Raw genomic sequence first — 13,551 nt, 5'->3', positions numbered from 1 at the left:
GGGGTTCTCCCCTAGCTTTTTTCTATATTTATTACAATTATTTTGCTTCTTGGTAACGTTTTTCAGCAGCGTTCCAATCTACAACGTTCCAGAATGCACCAATGTAGTCTGGACGACGGTTTTGGTAGTTTAAGTAGTAAGCATGCTCCCAAACATCTAAACCGATAACTGGCGTTTTACCTTCAGTTAAAGGAGAATCTTGGTTTGGAGTGCTTGTTACTTCTAGCTCACCATTGTTTACTACTAACCAAGCCCAACCAGAACCGAAGCGAGTTGCGCCAGCTTTTGCGAATTCTTCTTTGAATGCATCGAAGCTACCGAATTTTGCTTCAATTGCAGTTGCAAGTTCACCTACAGGTTGTCCTCCGCCGTTTGGAGATAGGATTGTCCAGAAGAATGTATGGTTAGCATGTCCGCCACCATTGTTACGTACTGCTGTACGGATTGCTTCTGGTACTTCGTTTAAGTTTGCAACTAATTCTTCTACGCTTTTGTCAGCTAATTCTGCATGACCTTCTAAAGCAGCGTTTAAGTTTGTAATGTACGTGTTGTGATGTTTTGTATGATGGATGTTCATTGTTTCTTTGTCAAAGTGAGGCTCTAAAGCATCATACGCATAAGGTAAATTTGGTAATTCGTGTTTTGCCATTGTTATATTCCTCCCAGTTTATGTATTGCCACTTAAGTGACATACAACTTCATTCTACCCTAATTGCCATAGGGTGCAAACAAATAAATCACATTGTCTTGCTATCATTAAAGTAGCAAAATTCCCACTTCTTTTCAATTAAAATGCTCATATATTCCGTAAAAAAAGCTTCCTTCTACAAGGAAGCTTCCTGCTAACATAATAAACATGCGAAATGGATATGGACCCTGTAGGACTCGAACCTACGACCGGACGGTTATGAGCCGTCTGCTCTAACCAGCTGAGCTAAGGGTCCACAATTATGTATGTAACAACATATCAAATAAAGGAATTCCTATCGGATATGCCCTTTAAGAAATGTAAGATAAATTTACCATATAGAAAAGAAAAGTGTCAATTGTATTTTTCTTATTTAAAAGAAGAAAGTTAATAAAAAGAAATTTAGTTATCTCCACTATATGTAAATATAATATATCTTGAGATTCTCTAGATTCCTACGTTACAATGATTTTATACATACATAAAGGAAGTGAATCTATGTCCATATTTACCCAATTCGTAAAAAGCATATACTCGCCTAAAGATATGGCGCTATTCCGTTTTCAAAAAATCGGTAAAACCATTTTGTATATTATGCTACTTTGCTTAATTACTACTATTCCAAGAACTTTTTTGTACGGTAGTTTTATCCAAGATGGTGTAGGCATGGTAAATCAAGTCATCGATAAAGATTTACCTGATTTTAAAATTGAAAATGGCGAACTAAAAGCCGATATTGATCAGCCTATTGAAAAAGAAGAAGGAAATGCACTTTTCGTATTTGATCCAAATTCAACAGACCTAGAAAAATATCAAAATAAAACAGGTTTATTTGTTTTAAAAGATAAAGTGGTCTCTATGGGAAATGGTCAAACACAAACGTATTCTTATAACGATTTGTTAGGTGCATCTCTTGAGAAAAAAGATCTACAAGAATTTATTTCTTTATTCGATAATATTTATCCAATTTTATTATTTGTTATTGGATTCTTAGTGTACCTATTCCAATTATTCATCACTTTTGTAGGCGTGACTTTACTTGCGTTCATCGGTTCTGCTATGAGCAGTCAACGTAAACTATCCTATAAACAAGTTTGGACACTAACTGCATACAGCTACACAATCCCAACCATTTTCTTCATGATTATGGATTTATTCAAAATCGTCGTACCTGGCGCAACATTCATTTATATCGCTGTTGTTTTAATCGTTCTATACTTAACGATTAAAGAGGTACCCCAACCGAAAGAAAAATAAAAAAATGCCTAAATAGGCATTTTTTTTTTGGACAAGCATATATTCCTAGCAAAGGAGTGAAGAATATGAAGAGGTTAGGTATATTCCTATTCGTGCTTGTTCTCGGTTATATATTTTATTACGATATAAAAATCGGTACTTTACCGATGTTAAGTTCATATAAAAAAACAACTGCTGCCCAAACGATTAAAAAAGAAAACACAGACAGCCAACAAAATAAAGAGAATAAAACAGAAAAAGAAACGGATACATCTTATAAAACAATTGAAGTAAAAACTGGCGAGACAGTTCTTTCTATTACAGAACAAATTAACAAGAAAAAAATTCCTTCCATAGAAAAAGTCATTGACGACTTTAAACAATTAAACAAAAGTACATCTGCTACAAAAATACAAATTGGAAAGTCTTATAAATTCCCGTTATATCAATAAGCCATCACTTAATCCTTGTCAATTACATAAAGGCGCTGATACAATAGTAAAAGTGAAACCGAGCACTTCGGTTTCTATAGCCCTATATCACGTATACTATCATTGATATGAGGGACTAAATAAGAAACTTCTTTTATAAGGAGAGCGATCTATTCGTGAATGAAATGACTCATCGTACAAAAACACGTCCAGTTAAAGTCGGTAATTTAACAATTGGCGGTAATAATGAATTAATTATACAAAGTATGACAACAACAAAAACACATGATGTTGAAGCAACAGTTGCTGAAATCAAGCGTTTAGAAGAAGCTGGCTGTCAAGTCGTCCGCGTTGCCGTTCCAGATGAACGCGCAGCTAATGCTATTGCTGATATAAAAAAACAAATCAACATTCCACTTGTTGCTGATATTCATTTTGATTATCGCCTTGCTTTAAAAGCAATTGAAGGTGGCATTGATAAAGTACGTATCAATCCAGGTAATATTGGTCGTCGCCATAAAGTAGAAGCTGTTGTAAATGCAGCAAAAGAGCGCGGTATTCCAATCCGTATTGGTGTAAACGCTGGTTCATTAGAGCGCCACATTTTAGAAAAGTACGGATACCCAACTGCTGATGGTATGGTTGAGAGCGCGCTACATCATATTAAAATTTTAGAGGACTTAGATTTCCACGATATTATCGTATCTATGAAAGCCTCTGATGTTAACTTGGCAATCGAAGCATACGAGAAAGCTGCTCGCGCTTTTGATTACCCATTACATTTAGGTATTACAGAATCTGGAACATTGTTTGCTGGAACTGTAAAAAGTGCCGCTGGTCTTGGAGCAATCTTAAGTAAAGGCATCGGAAATACACTACGTATTTCATTAAGTGCTGATCCAGTTGAAGAAGTAAAAGTTGCTCGTGAATTATTAAAATCATTCGGTCTTGCGTCTAACGCAGCGACACTTATCTCTTGTCCAACTTGTGGTCGTATTGAAATCGATTTAATTAGCATCGCTAACGAAGTGGAAGAATACATCTCTACACTTCAAGTACCAATTAAAGTTGCAGTACTTGGTTGCGCTGTAAATGGTCCTGGTGAAGCTCGTGAAGCTGATATCGGTATTGCTGGTGCACGTGGAGAGGGATTATTATTCCGTAAAGGGCAAGTCGTTCGTAAAGTACCAGAAGAAACAATGGTAGAAGAACTGAAAAAAGAAATCGACGTAATTGCTGCTGAAATGGCTGCTGAACGAGAAAAAGAAAAAGAGACACAAGAACAATAAAAAGAAGGTTGCCACAATATTTGTGAGCAACCTTCTTTTCTACGTAAAAAAGCTCGTCAGTTATATAACCGACGAGCTTTTACTTTGCACATTTTGGACAACGACCATATATTTCAAACTTATGACCCGTTACTTCATAACCAGTAAAATCTTTATTCATAAAATCCATTGGGCAGGAAGTAATCTCTTTCGTCCCCCCACAATCCAAACAAATAAAATGATGATGATGTTCCATAATAGAACAAGTGAAACGAAAATGTTTTTCACCATTTAATTCCGTTTGTTCTAAAACACCAATCTCAGCAAAAACTGTTAAGTTACGATAAATCGTATCAAAACTAAGCCCTGGATAATCGTCTTTCATATGCTCTAAAACGTCTTTCGCAGTTAAATAACGATTATGTGCTGCAAATAATCTGAGCATCTCTTCTCTTTTTCCAGTATGTTTGTATCCTTTTTCCTTCATTAGGCGTAAAGCTTCTGTTAGATTCATACCTATCCCTACTTTATGCAGTTTTTTTCTTCTTCCATAAAATCGCACCGATTAAAATAAGAACTGCTATCATAACAATTGTACCACCTGGTGCTAGATCAAGTTGATACGAAGCAAACATTCCACCAATTACTGCAATTTCACCAAATAAAATGGAAAAGAAAATTGTTTGTTTAAATCCTTTAGCAATACGAATACTTGCTGCAACTGGTAACGTCATTAATGATGATACGAGAAGAACCCCTACTACACGCATTGATACTGCAATGACAAGAGCAACTAATATAATGAAAATAAAGTGAATCCATTTCGCTCTTAAACCAGTTGATACTGCGTATTCCTCATCAAATGATAGTAGAAACAGCTCTTTATATAATAAAATAATTGTCGCAACAACAACAATTGCTACAATCCCAATAATAATTAAATCCGTACTTGTTACAGCACTGACACTACCAAATAAATAACTAAATAAGTCTGTGTTAAATCCATTTGCAAGTGAAATGAAAATAACTCCAACTCCCATCCCTGCCGAAAGAATAATCGGAATTGCTAATTCTTGATAGTGCTTATATACAGTTCTTAACTTTTCGATTAATAGCGCTCCACCAATTGAAAAAACCATCCCCATATATAAGGGGTTTAAAAATCCACCTGTAAAAATGGTTTTTTCAAGTAATAAACTTGCTGCAATACCTGATAACGTCACGTGACTTAATGCATCCGCAATAAGAGATAAACGACGAATAACAACAAACACACCTATTAGCGGTGCAACAAGTCCAATTAAAATACCTGCGTATAAAGAATTACGTAAAAAGTCATATTGTAAAAAATCTTGTATCATTATATCCTCCCGTGATGCTCATGTTCGTGTTCTAAACGATGAACATGATGTCCATATAAGACGGACATTTCTGCATCTTCTAACTCTCGGAACTTCTCTACATTTCCATGGAAATGTAGATGTTGGTTTAGGCATGCAACATGTGTTACTTTTTCGGTAACAGCTCCCATATCATGAGTAACAAGAATTAATGTGATCCCGAGCCTTTTGTTTAAATCCTCTAATATTTCGTAAAAACTTTCCACATTTTTTACATCGATTCCAACAGTAGGCTCGTCTAAAATAAGCAATTCAGGATCACTAACGAGCGCACGAGCAATAAATACACGCTGTTGCTGTCCACCAGAAAGCTCTCCAATATTACGACCTTGAAACTCACTCATCCCTACATCAGCAATTGCTTTTTCTACCTTTTTCTTATCCTCTTTTGTGAAAAAGCGAAAAAGCCCTTTTTTCGAAACAAGTCCCATTGACACAACTTCAGAAACAGTTGCTGGAAAACCAGAATTGAAACTATTTGCTTTTTGGGATACATAACCAACTTTATTCCATTCCTTAAACTTCTTACTATCAACGCCAAACACACGAATGCTTCCTTCTTTTGGCTTTAAAACGCCTAATAAACACTTAAGTAAAGTTGATTTACCTGAACCATTCGGTCCCACTAAACCTAAAAAAGCTCCCTTCGGAACTTGCAAATTAATATTTTCTAACACATTCCGATCTTCGTATCGGAATGTTAAACCTTCAATCTCTAATATATTATTCATAGCATCTCACCTATTTTAATTCAGAATGATTCCGATTTATATCTATTTGAATTATAGTACAGCTTATTATAGTTGTAAACCAATCTGCCTAAAATATATCTATTTTTTCAAGAAACCTTACTATTATAACAAAAAGCAGAGAAAAATTCTCTGCTTTCGAAAAATATTCCTATATACGTTTAGTGAATAGCCGATTTAAACTTACCACCATTTGTCTCTTGCGTGCTCATAATCGTAACAAACGCATTTTCATCAATTTCATGCACAATTGACTTTAACTTCGTCACTTCTAGACGCGTTACAACTGCATAAATAACTTCTTTTTCTTTATCTGTATAACCACCTTTTGCTACAAGCTTTGTAGTTCCACGGCCGAGTCGATGTAAAATCGCATTTGATACTTCCTCATATTGATCAGATACAATTAAAACTGCTTTCGTTTCATCTAGCCCTTGAATTACTGTATCGATTGTTTTAAATGCAATATAGTACGTCATAACAGAATACATCGCTTGTTCCACACCAAACACAAATGCTGCCCATGCAAAAATAAATAAGTTCACAAACATTACGAATTCACCAACAGAGAACGGTAATTTCTTCGTTAATAAAATCCCCATAATTTCAGTTCCATCTAACGATCCACCATGACGAATTACAAGTCCTACACCAAGACCTAAAATAAGACCACCAAACACAGTCGCTAAAATAGGCTCTGTTGTAAACGGTGGCACCGCATGTAACGTTGACTCAATGAATGCTAGTGCTACAATACCAAATGCCGAAGATAACATAAATGTTTTTCCAATTTGCTTATAACCCGAATACATAAATGGGATATTGAGAACAACGACTAAAGTAGAAAAACTTAACCACCAAATATTAGGAGTAAGATAATCTAATATAAGAGAAATACCAATAATTCCACCATCAATAATTTTATTTGGCATTAAAAATAGTTCAATTGCTACCGCCGCGCATGCTGCCCCAAAAATAATCATAACTAAACGATAAATGAGATGAATAACACTTTCTTTTCGATGTTGCTTTTGCTCCATAGGTCCTCCCTTTACTCTTTTTCTGTAGTTTTGTCCTTATATTATAACATACGCTTCTTTTCCTCATGAAAAAAGAAACTCTATACGAATATGTACAAGCTATATGCTCATATATTTCGATAGAAGAACGCGTGAAGGAGGATAATAAGATGAACCTCATTAAACAAATTGTTAATAAAAAATTAAATCATATTTCTACAAAAGAGTTATTAAAATATAGCAAAGAATATGAAGTTTCTATTACGACTGCACAAGCTGACCAAATCGTTTTACTTATGAAAGGTAAAAATATTAATATTTACGATAACAACGAGCGACTAGAGCTCTTAAAACAGATCGCAAAAGTAACTTCCCCTGCCACTGCCCAACAAGTAAATACATTATTTCAGCAATTACTAAAATAAGGAGGGGAAATCCCCTCCTTATTGCGCTTTAATTTTTTCAAGAAGCCCTTCATCAAAAGTACCGTTTTTCAGCATTTCGATTTCCAATTTGTATGGTGGCTTCTTATCTTTTTTATCTTCCCCTACATACGGTGTTTCAAGAATTTTTGGTACATGCATTAACTGTGGATGATGTACAATGTGATGCAACGCTTTATACCCAATGTGACCAAATCCGATGTTTTCATGACGGTCTTTTCCTGCTCCGCGTACATTTTTACTATCATTAATATGAAGTACTTGTAAACGATCTATACCAACGATCTTATCAAATTCGTTTAATACACCGTCAAAGTCATTTACAATATCATATCCTGCATCGTGCGTATGACACGTATCAAAGCATACAGATAGCTTTTCATTATATTTTACGCCATCAATGATCTTTGCAATTTCTTCAAAGCTACGACCACATTCTGTTCCTTTTCCTGCCATCGTCTCTAACGCAATGTTAACCGTCTGTTCTGGCGTTAGTACTTCATTAAGCCCTTTAATAATTTGTTGAATACCAGCATCTGCTCCAGCACCAACGTGCGCTCCTGGGTGAAGAACAATTTGGTTCGCTACACCTAATGCCGATGTTCTTTCAATTTCCATACGAAGGAAGTCTACACCTAATTGGAATGTTTCTGGCTTCGTCGTATTCCCAACATTAATAATATACGGCGCATGGACGATAATTTCCTCAATACCATTCAGCTCCATATGTTTTCTTCCTGCTTCTATGTTCAATTCTTCAATTGGTTTTCTTCGTGTATTTTGCGGTGCACCTGTATAAATCATAAACGTTGTTGCACCGTATGAAACAGCCTCTTCACTTGCTGCTAATAACATGTTCTTACCACTCATGGAAACATGAGATCCAATCTTTAACATACAATCACCTCTTCAATATACAATAGATATAATGATAGCATAATTTGTAGAAATATGTAGTGAATTGTTTGTTCACAAAAGACGCACTACACAAATTTATATGAGTATTTAAACAGACTATACTCTTCATTTAAATTAGCGGGATTAAAAAAAGATAAGGGAAACCCCTTATCTTTTTTTATTGCTATATTTTCTCTTCACTTTGTCACGTTCTGTTGCAAGTTTACGTTTATAGTTTGGTTTTACTTTTTTCGGTTTTTTAATAACTTTCGTTGCCATAACATCAAGTTCGTCATTTGGTTTTTTACGGCTCTTACGACGACGACGCTCACCTAAATCCGCCCACTCATCTCCGCGTAAATCTACATGTTTAAACTCGATATGACGTTGTTTTTCTAAGCTATCTAATGCTTCCTCGTTTGCTGGATCATAAATCGTCACTGCAATACCAGAATGCCCCGCACGTGCTGTTCTTCCAACGCGGTGAACGAAGAAATCTAAATCTGATGGTAGTTCATAGTTAATAACATGGCTAATTCCTTCAATATCAATACCACGTGCTGCTAAATCAGTCGCAACAATATATTGGAATTCAAGGTCACGAATTTGTTTCATCATTTTTTTACGATCACGTGGTGATAAATCCCCGTGAATTCGTCCAACTTTTAAGCCGCGTTCCATTAATCCATCAGCAACTTGATCTGCCATTTTTTTCGTATTCGTGAAAACAACTGCTAAATACGGTTTAAATTGAAGTAGCATTTTATTCACTAAATCAATTTTATTACGATGTTTAGAAGGCACTAAATAGTGTTCAATGTTTCCAGCTGCAACTTGTTTTGGATTGATATGAATATGCTCTGGATTCTCCATATATTTCTTCAGAAACGGTTTTAGTTTTTGAGGAATTGTTGCAGAGAAAACTAGCATTTGCAAGTTTTTAGGCATGCGTGCTGCAATTTTATCTACATCGTGAATGAATCCCATATCAAGCATTAAGTCAGCTTCATCGACAATAATCGTATTTGCTTTATGAACAAATAATGCTTGTTCTTCTACTAAGTCTTTAATACGTCCTGGTGTCCCGACTACGATATGAGGTTGTTTTTTCAACTTTTCAATTGAACGTTGTTTATCAGTTCCACCAATTAAACAACGCGCTGTAATCATTTGATCTTCCGCACAGAATTTTGTTAATTTCACAATCTCTTCGTAAATTTGTTGTGCTAACTCACGAGTAGGTGCTGTAATAACAAGTTGTACTTCTTCACGGCTTGCATTAATTCTGTTCAATGTAGGAAGTAAGTATGCATGTGTTTTCCCAGAACCTGTTTGGGATTGTCCAATTACACTTACACCTTTTTTCACGACCGGGAAAATTTTCTGCTGAATTCCTGTCGGCTCTGTAAAGCGTAGTTCACGAACTGCATCTATTAAAAATGGTTTAAAATCATACTGTGTAAAAGTTTGTTGTGTCATAAGTTACACCTTCTTTCTAAATTTCTACTGCGCGCACAAATCAGTCAAGTCTACATTATATCGAAATCTACAAGTAAAATCCATCTTTAGTTTAGGTTTTCCCTTCAAAAACTAACCTTCTTCCCCCTTATTGCATATTGTATGTGTATATACCTAACTGAAGAAAGGAGGATTTCTCACATGTTTCCAAAATCCCCCACAAGACAAATGTATCCAAATCAAGGGCAGCAACCTTATACACCATATCCAATTCCACAACTACCACCGATGGCACAAAAAAAGAAAGGGTTCCTTGCTAAACTCTTTAAAAAACACGATCCAACCGAACCTTACATGCAAATGGTTCCGCCTTATCGACAAATGGAAGGACCGCCACCAATGATGCACCAGCACCAGCAACCGCCACCTCAATATCGGCAACAATATCAACCCCAATATCAACAGCAATACCCACAGCAGTACTCACAGCAATATCAACCATATATGCAGCAGCATCCAGAGCAAATGATTCCCCCTCAAATGTACGAATCAAACGAAACGCGCGGCGGTGCAACAACTACAGCAGCATCCAGTAGCGGCATCGGCAGTTTTTTTGCGAATTTAATTTCGAATCCAACTAATATGATAAACAATATAGAAAAAGTATCCCAAGTCGTTCAATCTGTAAGCCCTGTCGTCGAACAGTACGGCCCTATTATGCGTAACCTACCAAGCATTGTTAAAATCCTCACCTCTGGAAAAAGTACGGAAGAAGATTCAACTAAAAATCAGGCTGAAGACATAACAGAAAAGGTTGAGGTAGCAACTCCACCTCCTCCACAAAAAAAAAGAAAAAGAAAAAAAATAGTGATTGAGCCAGTCATAGAAAAAGAATTACGAGAGGAGCCTGTTCAAAAAACAGCAACAAAACCAAAACTATATGTGTAACAATCCTTTGTTTTCTATCCACTCCTCCTTTATAATGTAAAAGACTATGCACAAAAGTATCCCTTGTTTAGAAGGAGAGGATTACTCATATGAAAATTGTTAAAATTTCCCCTCGTGGTTATTGCTACGGTGTTGTCGATGCAATGGTAATTGCACGTAACGCCGCATTAGATAAATCATTGCCGAGACCCATTTATATTTTAGGTATGATTGTTCACAATAAACATGTTACAGACGCTTTTGAAGAAGATGGAATCATCACATTAGACGGTCCAAGTCGCTTAGAAATTTTAGATAAAATTGATTCTGGTACTGTTATTTTCACTGCACACGGTGTTTCTCCAGAAGTTAAACAACGCGCAAAAGAAAAAGGTTTAACAACAATCGATGCCACTTGTCCAGATGTTACCAAGACACATGACCTTATCGAAGCTAAGAAAGCGGAAGGGTATCATGTCATTTATATCGGTAAAAAAAATCATCCAGAGCCAGAAGGCGCAGTTGGTATTGCACCTGACATCGTTCACCTTATCGAAAAAGCCGATGATTTAAAAACATTAGAAATCCCAACAGATAAAATTTTAGTAACGAATCAAACAACGATGAGTCAATGGGATGTTCAACATTTAATGGAGGACATTCAAAAAAAATTCCCAACAGCAGAATTCCATAAAGAAATTTGTTTAGCAACTCAAGTTCGCCAAGAAGCTGTCGCTAAACAAGCTGATGTTGCAGACTTAACAATTGTTGTCGGTGATCCGAAAAGTAACAACTCAAACCGTTTAGCACAAGTGTCACAAGAAATTGCTGGTACGAAAGCATACCGCGTTGCAGACGTAAGTGAGATTAAATTAGAGTGGCTACAAGGTGTAGAAAACGTAGCTGTTACAGCAGGTGCTTCTACTCCAACTCCAATTACAAAAGAAGTTATCGCTTTCTTAGATCAATATGACCCAATGAATCCCGCTACATGGGAGAGAGTTCGAAAAGTACCGTTACAAAAAATATTACCTCGTGTAAAAGTGAAAAAAGAACAATAATAAAAACCGTTGCCTATATGAGCAACGGTTTTTATTTTTCTTATACAAATGTAAATGGATCTGTATGTAATTGCGAAGCATGAATGTGTACATTGAGTTTCTTTGCATCCACTTTTTCTTGTAATTGCTTTTGCACACCTTGCTTCATTACTTTTTCAACGTTATGTCCTGGGTCAACTATATTTAAACCGAGCATCATCGCATCATGAGCAACATGATAATACATGTCACCTGTTACATATACATCTGCTCCTTTAAATTTAGCTTGATTGATGTATTTGTTACCATCACCACCAAGTACAGCTACTTTGCGCACTTTATCATCTAATTTCCCAACAACTCGTGCACCCTTTACATCTAATGATTGCTTTACATGTTCTGCAAACTGTCCAAGTGTCATTTCTTCTTTTAAGTATCCTATTTTCCCAAGCCCTAATGTTTCGCCTTTGTTATCAAGTGGATACACATCATACGCTACTTCTTCATATGGATGTGCCGTTACCATTGCTTTAATCACTTTTCGTTGTAGTGAAACTGGAATAATCGTTTCGATCCGCACTTCTTCTACGCGCTCTAACTGTCCAGTTTCCCCTACATAAGGATTTGTCCCCTCTTGAGGTACAAACGTACCTGTACCCTCGCTACTAAACGTACAGTGGCTATAATTGCCGATATGACCAGCACCTGCGTCTCCTAATGCTTTTCGTACTTCCTCTGCATGAGTTACTGGCACAAACACAACAACTTTTTTCATTTCTTCTGCATATGTCGGTGCCAAAACTTCTGTATTTTGCAACCCTAACGCCTCAGCAAGTAAATCATTTACCCCGCCCTTGGCAACATCCACATTTGTATGCGCTGCATAAATGGCAATATCATTTTTAATACACGTTTCAATAATTCTTCCGTACGCTTTATCTGTATGAATCGCTTTTAACGGATTAAAAATTAAAGGATGATGCGCGATAATGACATTCGCCCCTAATTGAATCGCTTCCTCCACAACTTCCTCCGTTACATCTAATGCAATTAATACGTGTTGTACAGATTTATTAAGCGCTCCAATCTGCAGACCAATTTTATCTCCTTCCATCGCCAGATGCTTCGGATACATACTTTCAAATAAAGAAATAATTTCATGGCCGTTTGGAATTTTACTCATGATAAAATCTCCCCTATCATTTTCATTTTCGCTTCTACTTCTGCACGTTTCGCTTTTGTTTCTTCAGAATTAGCCGCACGTTCTAACTGTTTTAAAATATTTTGGAAGTTTTTCAATTCCCCTTCCCATTTTTCAACGAAAGCTTCACTTTTTTCTTTTATTAAAAATGGCCCCATAAACAATCCCGCTTGTTTATTTTCCGAGTAAGGTGCTTCGACATTTCCTCGCTCTCCTACTAAAATCTCATAAATTTTCCCATCTTCTTTTACGATTTTTTCATGGATAAGCTCCCAACCATTTTCAACAAACCATTCACGAATATGATGTGCTGCAATATTCGGCTGTAAAATTAAACGTGTTACACCTTCTAATTTTTCTTTACCACTTTCTAAAATGTCACGAATTAACGCTCCACCCATTCCAGCAACCGTAATTACATCTACTTCTCCTGGCGCTATAACAGCTAATCCATTCCCTTTACGCACATCTACTTTATCTCGCAAGCCACTTTCAGCTACAGTTGCTTGTGCAGAGCGAAACGGTCCATCTACAACCTCTCCAGCAACTGCTTTTGTAGCAATATTATTTATAATTGTATAACACGGTAAATACGCATGATCCGATCCAATATCAGCAACTGTAGATCCTACCGGTATTTCACGCACAACTTCTTCTAATCGTTTTGAAAGCTTTACTTCATTCATGTATTTCCATTACTCCTTCTCTTGTCAGTCTGTCTCCATGATAATGAATTTATAGTAGTTGTTGCAAGCCTATAACAACAATTCACTTCTCTATCATTTATCGTATTT

The 13,551-nt window shown here is 36.2% G+C and carries 15 protein-coding genes and 1 tRNA gene; 6 read left to right on the top strand and 10 right to left on the bottom strand.

Features of this window, described 5'->3' with window-relative positions:
* Positions 1 to 37 precede the first annotated feature (37 nt).
* Together sodA and MRP26_RS05450 are read right to left on the bottom strand one after the other, a co-directional pair.
* Complete coding sequence (sodA, locus tag MRP26_RS05455) at positions 38 to 649, bottom strand: superoxide dismutase [Mn] (protein WP_001052031.1); 612 nt, start codon at positions 647 to 649, stop codon at positions 38 to 40.
* Positions 650 to 870: 221 nt separating this feature from the next.
* Positions 871 to 944: transfer RNA gene (locus tag MRP26_RS05450), tRNA-Ile, on the bottom strand.
* Positions 945 to 1,186: 242 nt separating this feature from the next.
* Between MRP26_RS05450 and yqgB the strand changes: the two genes are divergently transcribed.
* From yqgB to ispG, 3 genes are all read left to right on the top strand, one after another.
* Positions 1,187 to 1,945: a protein YqgB gene (gene yqgB, locus MRP26_RS05445; RefSeq protein ID WP_242806028.1), complete on the top strand. Its 759-nt coding sequence runs from the start codon at positions 1,187 to 1,189 to the stop codon at positions 1,943 to 1,945.
* A 65-nt stretch (positions 1,946 to 2,010) separates the two neighbouring features.
* Entirely contained in the window at positions 2,011 to 2,376 is a 366-nt protein-coding gene (gene yqfZ / locus MRP26_RS05440; protein WP_000825415.1) for a protein YqfZ, read from the top strand.
* A 164-nt stretch (positions 2,377 to 2,540) separates the two neighbouring features.
* On the top strand, positions 2,541 to 3,644 hold the full coding sequence (gene ispG, locus MRP26_RS05435; protein ID WP_161114734.1) for a flavodoxin-dependent (E)-4-hydroxy-3-methylbut-2-enyl-diphosphate synthase: 1,104 nt from the start codon (positions 2,541 to 2,543) through the stop codon (positions 3,642 to 3,644).
* Positions 3,645 to 3,723: 79 nt separating this feature from the next.
* Here the strand turns inward: ispG and MRP26_RS05430 are convergent, their stop codons facing one another.
* From MRP26_RS05430 to MRP26_RS05415, 4 genes are all read right to left on the bottom strand, one after another.
* Positions 3,724 to 4,137 (bottom strand): Fur family transcriptional regulator, encoded by a 414-nt coding sequence (locus MRP26_RS05430; protein WP_001054516.1) that lies wholly within the window; start codon positions 4,135 to 4,137, stop codon positions 3,724 to 3,726.
* Between the two features lie 13 nt (positions 4,138 to 4,150).
* A complete protein-coding gene (locus tag MRP26_RS05425; RefSeq protein ID WP_000613817.1) occupies positions 4,151 to 4,984 on the bottom strand; it encodes a metal ABC transporter permease in 834 nt (277 codons plus the stop codon).
* Positions 4,984 to 5,754, bottom strand: a complete 771-nt coding sequence (locus tag MRP26_RS05420) for a metal ABC transporter ATP-binding protein (protein WP_001059662.1) — start codon at positions 5,752 to 5,754, stop codon at positions 4,984 to 4,986. Before MRP26_RS05420 ends, MRP26_RS05425 begins: the two co-directional genes overlap by 1 nt.
* Positions 5,755 to 5,933: 179 nt before the next feature.
* Positions 5,934 to 6,812: a YitT family protein gene (locus MRP26_RS05415; protein ID WP_000435960.1), complete on the bottom strand. Its 879-nt coding sequence runs from the start codon at positions 6,810 to 6,812 to the stop codon at positions 5,934 to 5,936.
* A gap of 149 nt (positions 6,813 to 6,961) precedes the next feature.
* Here MRP26_RS05415 and MRP26_RS05410 point away from each other — a divergent pair, with 149 nt between their 5' ends.
* The gene (locus MRP26_RS05410; RefSeq protein WP_001048958.1) at positions 6,962 to 7,216 is read left to right on the top strand and encodes a DUF2624 domain-containing protein; all 255 of its coding nucleotides are present in this window, start codon (positions 6,962 to 6,964) and stop codon (positions 7,214 to 7,216) included.
* A gap of 18 nt (positions 7,217 to 7,234) precedes the next feature.
* Here MRP26_RS05410 and MRP26_RS05405 read toward each other — a convergent pair whose 3' ends face one another.
* Both MRP26_RS05405 and MRP26_RS05400 read right to left on the bottom strand, forming a co-directional pair.
* Positions 7,235 to 8,131 (bottom strand): deoxyribonuclease IV, encoded by an 897-nt coding sequence (locus tag MRP26_RS05405; RefSeq protein ID WP_242806027.1) that lies wholly within the window; start codon positions 8,129 to 8,131, stop codon positions 7,235 to 7,237.
* Between the two features lie 168 nt (positions 8,132 to 8,299).
* Positions 8,300 to 9,610, bottom strand: coding sequence for a DEAD/DEAH box helicase (locus tag MRP26_RS05400; RefSeq protein WP_000194023.1), 1,311 nt, complete (start codon positions 9,608 to 9,610; stop codon positions 8,300 to 8,302).
* Positions 9,611 to 9,790: 180 nt separating this feature from the next.
* On the opposite strand from MRP26_RS05400, the gene vrrA reads away from it, so the two are divergent.
* Together vrrA and MRP26_RS05390 are read left to right on the top strand one after the other, a co-directional pair.
* Positions 9,791 to 10,537 (top strand): VrrA/YqfQ family protein, encoded by a 747-nt coding sequence (gene vrrA, locus MRP26_RS05395; protein ID WP_000484179.1) that lies wholly within the window; start codon positions 9,791 to 9,793, stop codon positions 10,535 to 10,537.
* Between the two features lie 89 nt (positions 10,538 to 10,626).
* The gene (locus MRP26_RS05390; protein WP_000706657.1) at positions 10,627 to 11,577 is read left to right on the top strand and encodes a 4-hydroxy-3-methylbut-2-enyl diphosphate reductase; all 951 of its coding nucleotides are present in this window, start codon (positions 10,627 to 10,629) and stop codon (positions 11,575 to 11,577) included.
* Positions 11,578 to 11,617: 40 nt separating this feature from the next.
* Here MRP26_RS05390 and MRP26_RS05385 read toward each other — a convergent pair whose 3' ends face one another.
* Entirely contained in the window at positions 11,618 to 12,739 is a 1,122-nt protein-coding gene (locus tag MRP26_RS05385) for a Nif3-like dinuclear metal center hexameric protein (RefSeq protein WP_000036248.1), read from the bottom strand.
* Entirely contained in the window at positions 12,736 to 13,443 is a 708-nt protein-coding gene (locus tag MRP26_RS05380) for a tRNA (adenine(22)-N(1))-methyltransferase (RefSeq protein WP_088022799.1), read from the bottom strand. The genes MRP26_RS05385 and MRP26_RS05380 overlap by 4 nt, the downstream gene beginning before the upstream one ends.
* Positions 13,444 to 13,551: the final 108 nt, after the last annotated feature.

Origin of the sequence: Bacillus sp. CCB-MMP212, assembly GCF_022748145.1 — a bacterium.
Taxonomy (GTDB): Bacteria; Bacillota; Bacilli; order Bacillales; family Bacillaceae_G; genus Bacillus_A; species Bacillus_A cereus.
This window is presented reverse-complemented; position numbering and strand designations above follow the sequence as displayed.